A 14,503-nucleotide genomic window follows, 5' to 3' on the forward strand; every position below is an offset into this window, starting at 1 on the left:
CGCTGGCCGGCCGATGCGCCGAACGTCGGACACAACGGGAGAGCACCATGGACGAGCTGAAGCAAAAGCAGAGAGCGGCTGTCGCGACGCCACCGCATCCGGAAGACATGGCGACCTGGACGCCAAAGCGGCGCGATTTTCTACGCATGCTGGCCTACGGTGCCGGCTCGCTGGCGCTCGCGCCGCTGATCAGCGCCTGTTCGGACGACGCCTCGGCGGCATCATCCGACCTGCGTTCGCAGCTGGCGCAGGACGAAGCCTTCTGGACCGAGGTGCAGGGCATGTTCGTGCTCAAGCCCGAGAAGGTCTACATGAACATCGGCACCGGCGGCTCGATGCCCAAGGTAGTGCTCGATGTCTTCGGCCAGGAAAACCTGGCCAAGGCCGCCGATTCATCGAGCGGCTATGGCAACCTGGCCGACCTGCGCGCCGCAGTGGCCAAGGGCTTCGGCGTCGACGGCGATGAAGTGGCATTCTCCGGCAATACCTCGTCGGGCATGTGCCATGCGATCCTGGGCATCAAGTGGGAGCCGGGCGACGTGGTGGTCACCACCAACCACGAACACGGCGGCGGCCTGACCCCGCTCAATATCGCGGTCGACCGCTACGGCATCGAGGTCTCGACCATTGCGCTGCCGGTCGGCAACAACCAGACCGCGAGCACCTATGTCCAGCTGTTCGACGAGCGCATCCGCGCGCTGAAGGGGCAGGGCAAGCGGGTACGCGCGATGATGTGGTCGTCGCCCACCTACAAGACCGGCACCATGCTGCCGATCGCCGACCTGATGCAGGTGGTGAAGGCCCACAGCCTGATCAGCATCGTCGACGGTGCCCACCTGCCTGGCATGATGGCGTACGACTACGGCGCGCTGGGCATGGACTTCATGTCCGGCGCCGGCCACAAGTGGCAATGCGGACCGGGTTCCACCGGCATCCTGGTGATCCGCAACAAGATGCGCCCATCCAATCCGCTGCCGCTGCCGGAGTGGTATCCGATCCATACAAGCTCCTACGTCAGGCAGCCGCGCGGCGCCTACGACATCGCCGCCACGGTCACGTCCTGCGGCAGCCTGCACGTGCCGATGTTCCGGGCGCTGGCGCGCGCCTGCGAGATGTGGGACACCATCGGCAGGAAGAAGATCGAGACCTACGACCTGACGCTGTCGTCGTACCTGAAGGAGAAAATCGTCGAACGCTGGGGCGTCGAGTCGCTGTACTCGCCCAAGGACGATCCGAAGCTGCTGTCCGCGCTGACCTGTTTCAACCCGTTCCGCAACCGCGACGATGTCATGAACCAGCAAAAGGCCACGATGTTCGTCAACCGCATGCTGAGCGACTTTGCCCCGGGCTTCGTGATCCGCTCGGTGAACTTCGAGGTCATCGGCGCGCCGGCTCAGCACTACGGCATCCGCATCTCCACGCACCTGTGGCACGACGCGAACGACATCGACCGGCTGGTGGATTCGATGTGGAACCTGTCCGGTGCCATGGCGTAACCAGTCCCGTTTCAACACGACAAGAGTCAAGCCCATGAAACGATCTATCGCTCTGATGGCCGCGGCGCTGTGCGGCGTGGTCTCGCTCTCGGCCTGCGCCCAGCACGGCGGCACGCTGCGCGCCGTCGCCTCGGCCGACGCCCCCAAGGCCATCGGTCCATATTCCCAGGCCATCCGCGCCGGCAACGTGCTGTATCTTGCCGGCCAGATTCCGATCCACCCGAAGACAGGCGAGTTGCTCAAGGACGCACCCATCGAAGCCCAGACCCGGCTGGTGCTCGACAACCTGAAGGCGGTCCTCGCGGCCGACGGCATGACCATGGCCGACGTGGTTTCCACCACCGTCTACATGAAGGACCTGAACGACTTCGGCAAGATGAACGAGGTCTACGGGACCTACTTCACCGGCGTCGCGCCGGCACGGGCGACGGTCCAGGTCGCGCGCCTGCCGCGCGACGTTGCCGTAGAGATCGGGGCGATCGCAGTCAAGCCCTGAAGGTAGTGTGTACGGAGCAGTAATGTGTACGGAGCAGGGCAGCGGGGTACGGTTCGGCCGTCCCCGCTGTTGGCATTCGGGCGCCGCCACCCTTCACAAAAACTGAACACGCCTTAATCACCACCATCTTTCGTCTCCATCGGGCCCTGCTTACAGTCGAGCCCACAAGGAGATTTCCCCATGAAAGATGTGCTGGTGATCGGCGGCGGCAATGCCGCGCTGTGCGCCGCGTTGATGGCGCGCGAGGCGGGTGCCTCGGTGCTGTTGCTGGAGGGCTCGCCGCGCGAATGGCGCGGGGGCAATTCGCAGCACACCCGCAACCTGCGCTGCATGCATGATGCGCCGCAGGATGTGCTGGTCGACGCCTACCCGGAAGAGGAGTACTGGCAGGACCTGCTGAAGGTGACGGGTGGCATCACCAACGAGCAGCTGGCGCGCATGACGATTCGTGCATCGTCGCGCTGCCGGGGCTGGATGCGCCGGCACGGCGTGCATTTCCAGCCGCCGTTGTCGGGAGCGCTGCATGTGGCGCGCACCAATGCATTCTTCATGGGCGGCGGCAAGGCGCTCGTCAACGCCTATTTCCGCAGTGCCGGGGCACTTGGTGTCGAGATCCGCTACGACACCCAGGTAGTTGCCATCGAGCGCGACGGCGACCGTTTCGTCGCGGCCGTGACGGCCGCCGGCGAACGCATCGAGGCCAGGTCCTGCGTGCTGGCCGCCGGCGGCTTCGAGTCGAACCGGGACTGGCTGCGCGAAGCCTGGCGCCGGAACGAACGCGGCGAGTGGCCGTCGGACAACTTCCTGATCCGGGGCACGCGCTTCAACCAGGGCGTGCTGCTGCGCCATATGATCGACGCCGGCGCCGATGCGATCGGCGATCCGACCCAGGCGCATATGGTGGCGATCGACGCGCGCGCGCCGCTCTATGACGGCGGCATCTGCACGCGGATTGATTGTGTCTCGCTCGGCGTGGTCGTCAATCGCGACGGCGAACGCTTCTACGACGAGGGCGAGGACTTCTGGCCCAAGCGCTACGCCATCTGGGGACGGCTGGTCGCGCAACAGCCGGGGCAGATCGGCTACTCGATCATCGACCAGAAGGCCATCGGCCGCTTCATGCCGCCGGTGTTTCCGGGCACCAGCGCCAATACGCTGGGCGAGCTGGCGCGCAAGCTCGGCGTGCCGGAAGCCAGCTTCGTGCGGACCGTCGAAGCCTTCAATGCCGCCTGCCGGCCCGGCACTTTCGACCACACGGTGCTGGACGACTGCGCCACCGCCGGCATCGCCCCGGCCAAGACGCACTGGGCGCGGCCGCTCGACACGCCTCCCTACATTGGCTACGCGTTGCGTCCCGGCGTGACCTTCACTTACCTGGGCCTCAAGGTCAACGAGAACGCTCAGGTCCACTTCAATGGCAGGCCCAGTCCGAACCTGTTCGTCGCCGGCGAAATGATGGCCGGCAACGTACTGGGCAAGGGCTATACCGCCGGCGTCGGCATGGCTATCGGCACGGCCTTCGGCCGCATCGCCGGCGTGGGCGCCGCGCGTGCGTGCGGCTTCGAACATCCCGATTTCGACATGGAGCAGTCCAATGCCATCGCTAACTGAGCTGGTCGATCAGGCTCGTGCCGACGCGCAAGGCGTGGGCGGGGCCGAGCGACGCGTGATTCCGATCCACCCCGTCTTGCCGCTGACGGCTGCCGAAGGCGAAGTCGCGCGCATCCTGCAGATCTGCAATGCCTGCCGCTATTGCGAAGGCTTCTGCGCGGTGTTTCCCGCCATGACGCGGCGGCTCGAGTTCGGCCGCGCCGACGTGCACTATATGGCCAACCTGTGCCACAACTGCGGCGCATGCCTGCATGCCTGCCAGTACGCGCCGCCGCACGAGTTCGGCGTCAACATCCCGGTGGCGATGGCGGAGGTCCGTGGCCAGACCTACCAGGACTATGCCTGGCCGCCAGTGCTGGGCAAGCTGTACCGGCGCAATGGCCTGACCGTTTCGCTGGCCCTGGCGCTGGCGCTGACCCTGTTCCTGCTGCTGGCGGTGGCGCTCAACGGTACGTTGTGGGGCGGTCCTGCCCGCGGCAATTTCTATGCGCTGTTCCCGCACAACCTGCTCGTGTCGATGTTTGCACCGGTGTTCGGCTTCGTCGTGCTTGCGCTGGCGATGGGCGTGCGCAGGTTCTGGCGCGAAGTCACTCCGGCGACGAGCGGTGCGCCAGTGAGCGCGCCGGCGGCGGCAGAGGCGGGGGCCGTCGTGCTGCGGCTGAAATACCTCGACGGCGGCCACGGTGCCGGCTGCAACAATGCCGATGACGCCTTCACGCTGTCGCGCCGGCGTTTCCATCATCTGACGTTCTATGGCTTCGCGCTGTGCTTTGCCGCCACCGCCGTGGCGACGATCTATCACTATGCCTTCGGCTGGCATGCGCCATACGAACTGCCGAGCTTTCCCAAGGTGCTCGGTGCCGTCGGTGGCGCCAGTCTCGCGATCGGCACAGCGGGGCTTGGCTGGCTCAACCTGCAACGTCACCGTTTGCACCTGGCGCAAGGCCAGCGACCGATGGACCTGGGCTTCATCGCCTTGCTGTTCCTGACTGCCACCAGCGGGCTGGCGCTGTGGCTGGGCCGCGGCTCGCCGGCAATGGCGATCCTCTTATGCCTGCACCTGGGCGCGGTGATGGCACTGTTCGCCACCATGCCCTACGGCAAGTTTGCGCACGGTGTGTTCCGCAGTGCCGCGCTGCTGCGACACGCGGTGGAAAAACGCCGGCCTAACCCGGTCGGTCTCGGGGCGGACTGAGCGGCAGAGCGTTGGCCAATCCCCACGCCTTTCCATATAGACCCTTTACAGAACGACAATACGGAGACCGATTCTATGGACCGTCGACTGATCCTGCGCGCCACCTTGCTGACCGCGCTCTGCTTTTCCTTCTCATCGGGCCTTGCGCAAGCGCAACCCATTGCCGGCGGCAAGCCGGTCACGCTGGTGGTAGGCTTCGCCGCGGGCGGCGCAGCCGATGCGGCTGCGCGGCTGATTGCCAAGAAACTGGCGGACAACCTCGGCCAGCCGGTCGTGGTCGACAACCGTGGTGGTGCCGGCGGCAATATTGCCCACCAACTGGTGGCCCGCGGTCCCGCGGACGGCAGCATGCTGCTGTTCGGCTCGATCGGCCCGCTGACCATCGCGCCGCACCTGATGAAGCTGCCTTACGATCCGTTCAAGGACCTCGCCCCGGTTTCGGGCGGCGTGAACTTTCCCAATATGCTGGTGGTGCACAAGGGCGCCGGCGTGAACAATCTGGCCGAGCTGGTCGCGCTGGCGAAGAAGAAACCGGGGGCGGTGGACTACGCGTCGACCGGCGCCGGTTCCGCCTCCCATCTTGCCGGTGAACTGTTCAACCAGCGTGCCGGCATCGAGATGGTCCATATTCCCTACAAGGGCGGGGCACCGGCGTTGCAGGACCTGCTTGGCCAGCGTGTGACCTCGTACTTCGCCGCACCGCCGACCGCGATGCCGCAGGTCGAGGCCGGCAAGCTGGTGCCGCTGGCCACCACCGGCCCGGTGCGGCCGGCGTATCTGCCAAACGTGCCCACGGTAGCGGAATCCGGCTATCCCGGTTTCGAGGCGTTGAACTGGTATGCCTTCGTGGCCCCGGGCAAGACCCCGACACCGGTCCTCGATCGCTGGAACCAGGAGATCGTCAAGGTGCTGAACGATGCCAGCGTGAAGGATGCCCTGAACAAGCATGGCCTGACGCCGCAGCCGACGACGCGGCCGGAGCTGCTTGCGTTCATGAAGAAGGAGAGCGCCAAATGGAGCGCGATCGTCAGGGAGCGGAAGATCACGGTAGATTGAGGCCGACTAGCAGGCTGGGCGGCAGCGCCGCCGCCGTCCCGGCCTTAATCCTTGTGCAGCGTCGCGCCGAACCACGCGCCGTCGCGCACCAGGCTGCGCGCGGTATCGGCCAGCACGACCCGCGCCGCCAGTGCCGCCGGCGACAGCTCATCATCGGAAAGGCTGGCCAGCAGGTTGTGCCGCCCGACCTGGGCGTCGGCCACCAGCGAGCGGACCAGCGTCGGATCATTGAGCCGCGCGGTCGCGGCACCCGGCTGGATGGTGGCGCCAAAGCCCGCGCGCACGGCGTCCATCAGCAGCGACAGGCCGTCTATTTCGGCCACCACGTTCGGCGTCACGCGCACCCGCGCGAAGGCCGCATCGAGCAGGGCGCGCAGGCCGTGGGTAGCGCTCGGCAGGATCAGCGGTAGTTCCCTCAACTGGGCGAGCCGGGCGCGCTGGCCCTTCGGCAGGCCTGGCAGGCCTGGAGCCCCAAGCACATAGAGCTTTTCGTCGAGCAGCGGCGTCACGCTCCAGCGGCGCGCGGTCTCGGTGCGGAACACGATGGCCAGGTCCAGCCGGCGCGCATTGAGCATTTCGCTCAGATGCCCGGACAGCGCCTCGACCACGTGGACCCGCACGTCGGGATAGCGCGCAGCCATGGCACGCAGCAGCGGCACGCCCAGCACCGCGGCGGTAGTCGAGGCCAGGCCGATGCTGACATGGCCGGACAGCCGCGCCTGCTGCGCGGCCCGAACCGCATCGTCCGCGTGGCGCAGCGTCAACTGGGCCTGCCGCAGGAAGGCCAGTCCGGCATCGGTCGGCACCACGCCCGTGGACTGGCGCTGCAGCAGGCGCGTCGACAGTTCGCGCTCGAGCCGGCTGATCTGCTGGCTGAGCGCGGAGGTCGCGAGATCCAGTTCGAGCGCTGCCTTGCCGAAGCTGCCGAGTTCGCAAACCTTGGTGAAGTAGCGGAGTTGACGCAGTTCCATGGAGTATTCGGTGGCATCGCACTATGCGTGCGCCGCGGCGACGGAGCATGGGCTGGCCGTCGTTGCGTGCGGCATGCCGCCGAATGGTAGCACCTGGCAGGATGGGGGCGCGCATGGGAGCAGGGCACAGAACTGTCCCGGCGGGTTTTGAAGCAGAGTACCCGCCTGGGCGGGCATTTCTGCTTCAGTTGTAGCCCAGTACCGCGATCGTTGCGACGTCCGGCCGGTCGTTCGAGTTGTCGGTCAGCACTTCGGTGGGGGTCCTTTGCTTGCCGGTCAGGACCACCCGAGGCAAGCCAGGCTGCGGCGCCTGGCGGACAGCTCGAAGCAAAGATGCAAGAGACGGGTCAATGCTCGCGATGGCGTTCATGGGTTTTTCTCGGTGGTAAGCACTTCAGTTCGACGACTGTTCAGGCTTGGCCTGCGTGGACAGCGCCATCGTGGGCATTCTGGGTCCGGCTGCGCTTGATGACGCCGAACACGATCAGCACCACCGGCAGGATCAACAGGCCTTCTGCCAGTTCGGGATCCACCGGCAGTTTGATGACATGCAACGCCTTCAATCCCGCTGCCGCGATGGACAACACGTAATACGAGATCGCGGCGACCGACAGGCCCTCGACGGCGTGCTGCAGATGCAGCTGGTTGCGCGAGGTGCGTTCCAGTCCGGCCAGCAGCCTGGTGACGTCCCGCTCCTGCGCCAGGTTGACACGGGTGCGCAGCAGGTCGACCGCGCGCGCCACCCGTGCCGCGATCTGTTCGTGGCGCGACCAGACACTGCGGCACGTCTCCATGGCGGGACCGAAACGCCGCTCCATGAATTCGGAGATGGTAGGCATGCCTTCGATGCGCTGTTCCCGCAACTCGTGGATGCGCGCCAGCACGATGCGCTCATAGGCGCGCGATGCGCTGAAGCGCCCGCTGTGCCCGGACAGCGATTCCACGCGCACGGCCAGCTCGGTAAGCCGGTCCAGCAGTCCGGCATCGTCGTCGCCGGCGCGGCGTGCGTCCATGGCCCGCATCAGTTCCTGCAACGATGCATGGATGTCGTCGAGCTCGCGCCCCAGGCGGCGAGCGACCGGCAACGCCAACAACGCCATCATGCGATAGGTCTCGATCTCGTAGAGCCGTTGCAGCAGCCTGCCGCCCTGTTCCTCGCGGAAGTCCTCGTCGATCGCCAGCATGCGGATATGGCCGTCGGCGCGCACCTGCCAGTCGCAATAGACCTTGCCGCCGCCCAGTACGTCGCTGCCGACCAGAACCGGCCCGTCGAGCCAGTCGCGCAGCTTCGCGCTGACAGCGGCCGCCGCTTGTCCCGACAGCAATTCCATCCGCACCGCGTGGAAGCGCTTGCCGGCGAGCAGGCTCAGCCAGTCCGCCGGAACACCATCGATGGCAAGGTCGTTGAAGTAATCGGTGTCGTCGCGCGGACTGACGAAGGTGAAAGTGGAGAACTCGGTGTGGCGTTCCCATTTCAGATGCCAGCCGAAAGGGGATTGCACGGCGTAGTGCGTGACCCCGTCCGCGGGCAGCGCCATGCCGGTCTGTTCGCACAAGGTGCGCACCAGATACTCATGGATGGCAGGATCCTCGTCCGAGTAGATGGCGTAGTGGGTCAGTGACACGCTGCCGCTGAGCCGAAGAAAGGGCCGGGCGTGCAATTCGGCGACCAGGGAGGCGCGCAGCGGGTGGTCGACGAGGAGGGAAGCGGCTGGGTTGTCCATGCTCGGGGGCGGAATCCTGTTTGCTGTTGCCGAATATCGCATGCCGTTTTCAACAAGAAAAACGCATAATATTGATCGTTACGTTCAGTTTTCCTGATAGCCATGAAGATGCTCGACCACGATGTGCTGGCCACCGTGATCGCCGTTGCCGAGACCGGCAACATGACGCGTGCTGCCGAGGCCGTGAACCGTTCGCAATCCGCGGTCAGCATGCAAATCAAGGCACTCGAGGAAGCGTTGGGCCGGCCGCTGTTCGTGCGGCGGCCGCGCAGCATTGTGCTGACGCATGAGGGCGAAGTGCTGCTGGGCTTCGCCCGCCGCATGCTGGCGCTGCGCGACGAAGCCTGGGCGGCGGTGGTGCGGCCGGAGGTGACGGGCAAGGTGGCGATCGGCGTGCCCGACGATTACGCGTCGTCGCTGCTGCCATCGGTGCTGAAGAAGTTCTCGACCACGTACCCGAAGGTGGAGATCCAGGTCGTCGGTCTGCCCAGCAGCGCGCTCGCGCCACTGGTCAAGGACGGCACCGTCGACCTGGTCTGCGGCACGCGCGTGAAGGGCTTGTCGGGCGACTTCATCCGCCATGAGCCGATGGCATGGGCCGCCATGACCAACGGGGCGCAAGTGTGGGAGGACCGGCCGCTGCCCATCGCCGTGTTCATGCCGGGCAGCGTGGCGCGCGAGAACGCGATACGCAGCCTCGATCGCGCGCGGATCGCGCATCGGACTTCGTACGAGAGCCCGAGCCTGCTGGGCCTGCTCAGCATGGTCGAGGCCGGCCTGGCTGTTGCCGCGCTGGCCCGCTGCGCGATCCCGCCGCAACTGACTGTCCTCGGCCAGGCCCATGGCCTGCCTGACCTGCCGCCGCTCGAGCTTATCCTCGCCCGCAGCGCCAAGTCGAAGCGGCCGCCCTGCGATTTCCTTGCCGAGCAGATCCTGTCGGACTTGCGGGCGGGGGCGGGGCAGGCCTAGCGTCTACCGTCTACCGTCTCATCGGATGCAAGCTCGCCCATTCAGGCCCAGCTCCGGATCGCCGGGGACGCCGGATAAACCACTTGACTTCGGCTTGCCATGCCGAGTCCTGCATTAACAACGGAAAGTTGATATTCAATCTCCGTTCGTCACTCTAGTGCGATGAACGGCAGGCTCCTACATTGAACTCAACGGCGACGCACCCCAACCAGCGAAGCCGCAAAAGAGCGTTCTCTCATCAAGCTTAGGAGCCAATCATGATTTCCGAACTCGCCCGTGTTGCTGTTGTTGCGTCGATGGTGCTGGCCACTGGTGCCGCGCTGCCTGGCTACGCCCACGCAGCAGATGTCGTGATCGCTGGCATGGATCGCACAGGTGTCTCCGCAGCGCCCGCGCGCCAGTTCGACGTGTTCGCGGACGGTGCGCGTGCCAGGACATTTGATCTCTACACCGACGGTGCCCGCAGCGGCAAGTACGATCCCTATGCGGACGGTGCCCGCATCGGCAAGCACGATTCATTCACCGACCACATCTGACGCCAGCGCCGCCCGTCATCGAATCCATACCCCGGTGCGCGACGGGCTGGCAGGTTTGCCCGCATAGCTTAGTCCAGGGCTTTTCCCTTGGTCTCCGGCATCAATGCATACACCAGGCAGCCCGCTGCGCAGACCGCGGCGATATAGGCCCAGCTATAGCCTGCCCAGCCCGCATTCGACATCGATGTCATGATGTACGGCAGCGAGCCGCCGAACAACGTCACCGAAATGGCATAGGGAAGCGCCACGCCGGTTGCGCGCACCTCGGCGGGAAACTGCTCCGCCATGACCGCCGCCGCCGTGGCGGAAAAACCGCACGACAGCAGCATCCCCACGCTGACGATCGCGGTAGCCAGCCAGAAGTCGTTGGCGAGGAAGTGCAGGCCGGGCCAGGCGAACAGTGCGGAACCGCCCGCGAATGCGACCAGCACAGGCTTGCGTCCGATCCGGTCGGCCAGCTTGCCAAGCAACGGGATCGCCACCAGCGACAGGACGATGGATATCACGCTGGCGCTGAAGGCGTCCTGCAGGCTAAGTCCGGTTCGTACATGGGCAAGGGTCGGGAACAACACCAGCCAGAGATAGAGCGAAAGGTTGCCCGCCATGGCGATGCCGATCACACGCAACGACGCGCGCCAGTGCCTGGTGACGACCAGCAGCGAGGGATGCGCGGCAGCGCGGTGGGCGACCTTGCGCTGAAAGGCCCCGGTTTCCGCCACCGAGACCCGGATCCATAGCGCAACCACGCCCATCAGGCCGGCGACAGCGAATCCCAGCCGCCAGCCCCACGCCGCCATTTGCTCGGTATCGAGCCAGCGCGTCAGCATGTACCCGATCAGGGCTGCCACCAGGACGCCGGCATTGATGCCGAAGTACTGCCATGACCCGGCGAAGGCCCGGCGCGATGGCGCCGCCGTCTCGACGAGGTAGGTCGAGGCCGAGCCGAATTCGCCCCCTGCCGCGAATCCCTGCACCAGTCGCGCCAACACCAAAATGACGGGCGCGGTCATGCCTATGGTGGCGTAGGTCGGGCATAGCGCTATCACCACGGTGCTGCCGGACATCAGCGCCACGGAAAGCGTCAGGCCCTTCTTGCGTCCATGCCGGTCGGCATACGCCCCCAGCACGGCGCCACCGACCGGCCGCATGATGAAGCCGACCGCGAACACGGCGAACGCGGACAGCAGCGACGCCATTTCGTTGTTGGCGGGAAAGAAGTGCCGCGAAAACAACGAGGCGAAGGTGGCGTAGATCACCCAGTCGGCGAACTCGACGATGGTACCAAGCGTCGCCGCCGCAATTGCCTTCTTCTGCGCAGGGGTGAGGGGAAGCGGGCGCTCGACTACATCTACTGGCAGGGTCGTTTCCATGCCGTCTCCTTGAATCATCTGTTGTGGTTCTCGCGCCGCCAGCGGCTTGGCGCACTCGCATGTCCGGGTCGACAGAGCCCGGCGCGTTGGGCATCGTAGGTGGCGGGACGAGGCCGGCTCAAACGACTTTTTGTGCGGGGACGCTTGAGTTTTCTGCAACCGATGGAACCGCTCAAAGCCGGGAAAGTCCAGCTTGAGAAGAACTCAATCGAGCCGGTAAGAAATCTCGATTGAAGCGGCGCGGCAGGGCCCCTAGTATCCGTGGCACACAGGTGGCGCCTCACGCCATTTACCACAAACAGGGCCGCGCGGCAGCGGCAAGGAGACTCGGCATGACGACGTTCGGTTTTATCGGCCTGGGCGCCATGGGAAGGCATATGGCGCGGCACCTGGTGCAACACGGACTGCCCGTGACGGTATTCGACAGCAATGTCCAGGCGGTCGATGAACTGGTGCGTATCGGCGCCGCGCGCGGTGTCAGCGCCCGCGATGTTGGCGACCACGCCGAGGTGGTGATGGCTTGCTTGCCGACTCCGGATATCGTCGAACGGGTAGCCACCGGTGAAGGCGGGATCGCGGGCGCAAGCGCCGTGAAAGTGTTCGTCGACCATTCGACCACGGGACCGACCGTGACGCGCAGGCTCGCCGCTGCCATGGCGCAGCATGGCATCCAGGCATTGGACGCGCCGCTGGCCGGTGGCGTGGCGGGCGCCGAGTCGGGTTCGCTGAGCGTGATGGTGTCCGGCAATGCCAGCGCCTTCGCCACCGCGCGGCCGGCGCTCGAGGCATTCGCGGGCGACATCGCATATCTCGGTGCGCAGCCGGGGCTGGGTCAGACCCTCAAGCTGGTCAACAACATGATCGCCGGCTCGGCGCTGGTGACGGCGGCCGAGGCGGTGCTGTTCGGTGTGAAGGCAGGCATCCCGGCGGACACCATCCTCGGCGTCCTCTCAAAAAGCGCCACGGCGCGTGGCTTTGCGGTCCAGACCCTGCTTGCCGACAAGGTGCTGTCGCGCAAATTCGACTTCGGCTTCCGCATGGACCTGATGCGCAAGGACCTGCGGCTGGTGCTCGGCGAGGCCGAAGCCGTAGGCGCGCCCATGTTCGCGTCCGCCGTGATCAAGCAGTTCTTCGATACGGCCGTTGCCGACGGTGCCGGCGGCGACGACATGACCCGCGTCGTCCATCAGCTCGAGAAGCTGGCCGGCGCCACGATCGGGCAGGGCCAAGGCAGTCCTGAGCAGCGCTGAAACGCCACCAACACCAACCCGCCTGAGTCTTTATCGAGTAAGCGTATGAACAGAGTGCTGAACTACATCAATGGAAACGATGTGCCGCCGTCGACCGGCCGGTATATCGAGAAGGCAGACCCGCGCACTGGCATCGCGCTGTCCGAGGTGGCGGATAGCGGCAAGCCAGATGTCGACGCTGCCGTTTCCGCGGCGACGGTAGCGCTGCCGGGCTGGCGGGCAATGCGACCCGCCGAGCGCGGCCGCATCCTGGTCGAGATCGGCCGTGCGGTGCGCAACAGCATCGACACGCTCGGCGGCATCGAAAGCGCGGAGACCGGCAAGCCAGGGCGCGAGATGCCGCAACTGATGGCGCTGATCGCGCAGTACTTCGAGTACTACGGTGGCATCGTCAATACGATGGACGGTGAAGTGATCAACACCGGACCGGACTATCACGTCTACACACGACGCGATCCGTTCGGCGTGATCGGCGTGATCCTCCCCTGGAATGCGCCGTTGCATCAGGCCGCCCGCGCGATCGCGCCCGCGCTTGCTACTGGCAACGCGGTCGTTGCCAAGCCATCGGAATTCACTTCCGGTTCGCTGATTGCCTTCGCGAAGCTGGCTGAAGCGGCCGGATTGCCGCCTGGCGTCCTGAACGTCGTGGTCGGGACCGGGCCAGCGCTCGGACCGGCGATGGCCGGACATCGCGACATGCGCAAGATTTCCTTCACGGGCAGCACGCGCGCGGGCCGCGAACTGGGCAGGATCGCCGCCGACCGCATCCTGCCGCTGACGCTCGAGCTGGGCGGAAAATCGGCCAATATTGTCTTCGCGGACGCCGATCTGGATGCCGCGGCAAAGGGATGCACTACGGCCTTCACCTGGAATGGCGGACAGTGGTGCGCGGCAGGCACGCGCTTGCTGGTCCAGTCGTCGGTCCACGACGCCTTTGTCGACAAGCTGCTGGCTGCAGTCTCTGGCGTGCGCGTGGGGGCCGATTCCGAAGCGTCCTATGGACCAATGACCACCCGCGCCCAGTTCGACAAGGTCCAGCAAAGCTTTGACCTGGCACAGCGCCTCGGGCTTGTACCGGCCGTTGGCGGCCGCATGGCGCAGGCACCGAAAGCCGGGGAGGGCTGGTTCGTCGAGCCGACCGTCTACCTGGGCGTCACCAATGACATGGAGATAGCGCGTGAAGAAATCTTTGGACCTGTACTCTGTGTCATCAGGTTCGAGGACGAGGCGGACGCCATCCGCATTGCAAACGATTCCGACTATGGGCTGGCTGCCGGTATCTGGAGCCGCGACATCGGCCGCGTCCATCGCGTCGCCGCTGCCCTTGACGCCGGTCGGATCGTCGTGAACGAGTACAGTGGCGGTTTCGTGCAGACGCCATGCGGTGGCTTCAAGCAGAGCGGCTATGGGCGCGAACAAGGCATGGAGGCGCTTGCGCACTATACGCAGTTGAAGTCGGTAATCGTGCGGCTGTAGTGTCTTTGGGAATGCCCGTCGGTATCAGGCGTCGCCGCCGTCGATGTGCACCAGTTCGCCCAGGCCGTGGTCGACCACGGCCTGAATCACCTTGAGCCGATCGAGTTCGCGCATCGTCATCGTGATGGTCTCGGGCTTGCGCATCGCGGCCTCCGGTCTCGGATGGACGGAAAGCCGCCAGCATGCCAGCCTTGGCAACGGGGTACGACATTTCTATTTGGCTCAAGTACGACATTACTATTTGGGTCTAACATCCGTTGTCTAGGCTAAATTCAAATGTCCGACGCTCAGCTAAGCTGAAATGTCCGATTTGGAGGGTGTTGGTGTTGAGGTTCGGTCTTTGTCTTTCTATG

Annotated in this window: 13 protein-coding genes; 9 read left to right on the forward strand and 4 right to left on the reverse strand. The window is 65.5% G+C overall.

All coding sequences use genetic code 11. From position 1 onward, the window contains the following. Positions 1 to 47: 47 nt before the first annotated feature. The 5 genes from C7416_RS26480 to C7416_RS26500 all read left to right on the forward strand — a co-directional run bounded on the left by C7416_RS26480 (position 48) and on the right by C7416_RS26500 (position 5,854). Complete coding sequence (locus tag C7416_RS26480; protein ID WP_111521633.1) at positions 48 to 1,496, forward strand: aminotransferase class V-fold PLP-dependent enzyme; 1,449 nt, start codon at positions 48 to 50, stop codon at positions 1,494 to 1,496. 34 nt (positions 1,497 to 1,530) lie between these two features. Next, positions 1,531 to 1,992 carry a RidA family protein gene (locus C7416_RS26485; protein ID WP_111521634.1) on the forward strand — a complete coding sequence of 154 codons (462 nt, stop codon included), beginning with the start codon at positions 1,531 to 1,533 and terminating at the stop codon, positions 1,990 to 1,992. A 180-nt stretch (positions 1,993 to 2,172) separates the two neighbouring features. Next, complete coding sequence (gene tcuA / locus C7416_RS26490; protein WP_111521635.1) at positions 2,173 to 3,603, forward strand: FAD-dependent tricarballylate dehydrogenase TcuA; 1,431 nt, start codon at positions 2,173 to 2,175, stop codon at positions 3,601 to 3,603. Further along, positions 3,587 to 4,798, forward strand: a complete 1,212-nt coding sequence (gene tcuB, locus C7416_RS26495) for a tricarballylate utilization 4Fe-4S protein TcuB (protein WP_111521645.1) — start codon at positions 3,587 to 3,589, stop codon at positions 4,796 to 4,798. Before tcuA ends, tcuB begins: the two co-directional genes overlap by 17 nt. A 75-nt stretch (positions 4,799 to 4,873) precedes the next feature. Continuing rightward, positions 4,874 to 5,854, forward strand: coding sequence for a Bug family tripartite tricarboxylate transporter substrate binding protein (locus tag C7416_RS26500; RefSeq protein WP_111521636.1), 981 nt, complete (start codon positions 4,874 to 4,876; stop codon positions 5,852 to 5,854). Between the two features lie 44 nt (positions 5,855 to 5,898). Here C7416_RS26500 and C7416_RS26505 read toward each other — a convergent pair whose 3' ends face one another. From C7416_RS26505 to C7416_RS26510, 3 genes are all read right to left on the reverse strand, one after another. Beyond that, positions 5,899 to 6,825 carry a LysR family transcriptional regulator gene (locus C7416_RS26505; protein WP_111521637.1) on the reverse strand — a complete coding sequence of 309 codons (927 nt, stop codon included), beginning with the start codon at positions 6,823 to 6,825 and terminating at the stop codon, positions 5,899 to 5,901. Between the two features lie 184 nt (positions 6,826 to 7,009). Beyond that, positions 7,010 to 7,195: a hypothetical protein gene (locus tag C7416_RS29020; RefSeq protein ID WP_146604307.1), complete on the reverse strand. Its 186-nt coding sequence runs from the start codon at positions 7,193 to 7,195 to the stop codon at positions 7,010 to 7,012. 40 nt (positions 7,196 to 7,235) lie between these two features. After that, positions 7,236 to 8,549 (reverse strand): DUF3422 family protein, encoded by a 1,314-nt coding sequence (locus C7416_RS26510; RefSeq protein WP_111521638.1) that lies wholly within the window; start codon positions 8,547 to 8,549, stop codon positions 7,236 to 7,238. A 102-nt stretch (positions 8,550 to 8,651) separates the two neighbouring features. Here C7416_RS26510 and C7416_RS26515 point away from each other — a divergent pair, with 102 nt between their 5' ends. Then, positions 8,652 to 9,518 (forward strand): LysR family transcriptional regulator, encoded by an 867-nt coding sequence (locus tag C7416_RS26515; protein ID WP_111521639.1) that lies wholly within the window; start codon positions 8,652 to 8,654, stop codon positions 9,516 to 9,518. Between the two features lie 257 nt (positions 9,519 to 9,775). Beyond that, a complete protein-coding gene (locus tag C7416_RS26520) occupies positions 9,776 to 10,054 on the forward strand; it encodes a hypothetical protein (RefSeq protein WP_111521640.1) in 279 nt (92 codons plus the stop codon). A 68-nt stretch (positions 10,055 to 10,122) separates the two neighbouring features. On the opposite strand, the gene C7416_RS26525 is transcribed toward C7416_RS26520, so the two are convergent. After that, the gene (locus C7416_RS26525; RefSeq protein ID WP_111521641.1) at positions 10,123 to 11,424 is read right to left on the reverse strand and encodes an MFS transporter; all 1,302 of its coding nucleotides are present in this window, start codon (positions 11,422 to 11,424) and stop codon (positions 10,123 to 10,125) included. 272 nt (positions 11,425 to 11,696) lie between these two features. On the opposite strand from C7416_RS26525, the gene C7416_RS26530 reads away from it, so the two are divergent. Both C7416_RS26530 and C7416_RS26535 read left to right on the forward strand, forming a co-directional pair. Next, positions 11,697 to 12,674: an NAD(P)-dependent oxidoreductase gene (locus C7416_RS26530; protein WP_198035627.1), complete on the forward strand. Its 978-nt coding sequence runs from the start codon at positions 11,697 to 11,699 to the stop codon at positions 12,672 to 12,674. Between the two features lie 45 nt (positions 12,675 to 12,719). After that, a complete protein-coding gene (locus tag C7416_RS26535) occupies positions 12,720 to 14,150 on the forward strand; it encodes an aldehyde dehydrogenase family protein (protein WP_111521643.1) in 1,431 nt (476 codons plus the stop codon). Positions 14,151 to 14,503: the final 353 nt, after the last annotated feature.

The organism is Cupriavidus phytorum (assembly GCF_003254285.1).
GTDB classification, from domain to species: Bacteria; Pseudomonadota; Gammaproteobacteria; order Burkholderiales; family Burkholderiaceae; genus Cupriavidus; species Cupriavidus phytorum.

What these genes read in the sequence shown, in the direction of transcription:
- C7416_RS26480 (WP_111521633.1), top strand. Translation starts at nt 48, where the DNA reads ATGGACGAGCTGAAGCAAAAGCAGAGAGCGGCTGTCGCGACGCCACCG.
- C7416_RS26485 (WP_111521634.1), top strand. Translation starts at nt 1,531, where the DNA reads ATGAAACGATCTATCGCTCTGATGGCCGCGGCGCTGTGCGGCGTGGTC.
- tcuA (WP_111521635.1), top strand. Translation starts at nt 2,173, where the DNA reads ATGAAAGATGTGCTGGTGATCGGCGGCGGCAATGCCGCGCTGTGCGCC.
- tcuB (WP_111521645.1), top strand. Translation starts at nt 3,587, where the DNA reads ATGCCATCGCTAACTGAGCTGGTCGATCAGGCTCGTGCCGACGCGCAA.
- C7416_RS26500 (WP_111521636.1), top strand. Translation starts at nt 4,874, where the DNA reads ATGGACCGTCGACTGATCCTGCGCGCCACCTTGCTGACCGCGCTCTGC.
- C7416_RS26505 (WP_111521637.1), bottom strand. Translation starts at nt 6,825, where the DNA reads ATGGAACTGCGTCAACTCCGCTACTTCACCAAGGTTTGCGAACTCGGC.
- C7416_RS29020 (WP_146604307.1), bottom strand. Translation starts at nt 7,195, where the DNA reads ATGAACGCCATCGCGAGCATTGACCCGTCTCTTGCATCTTTGCTTCGA.
- C7416_RS26510 (WP_111521638.1), bottom strand. Translation starts at nt 8,549, where the DNA reads ATGGACAACCCAGCCGCTTCCCTCCTCGTCGACCACCCGCTGCGCGCC.
- C7416_RS26515 (WP_111521639.1), top strand. Translation starts at nt 8,652, where the DNA reads ATGAAGATGCTCGACCACGATGTGCTGGCCACCGTGATCGCCGTTGCC.
- C7416_RS26520 (WP_111521640.1), top strand. Translation starts at nt 9,776, where the DNA reads ATGATTTCCGAACTCGCCCGTGTTGCTGTTGTTGCGTCGATGGTGCTG.
- C7416_RS26525 (WP_111521641.1), bottom strand. Translation starts at nt 11,424, where the DNA reads ATGGAAACGACCCTGCCAGTAGATGTAGTCGAGCGCCCGCTTCCCCTC.
- C7416_RS26535 (WP_111521643.1), top strand. Translation starts at nt 12,720, where the DNA reads ATGAACAGAGTGCTGAACTACATCAATGGAAACGATGTGCCGCCGTCG.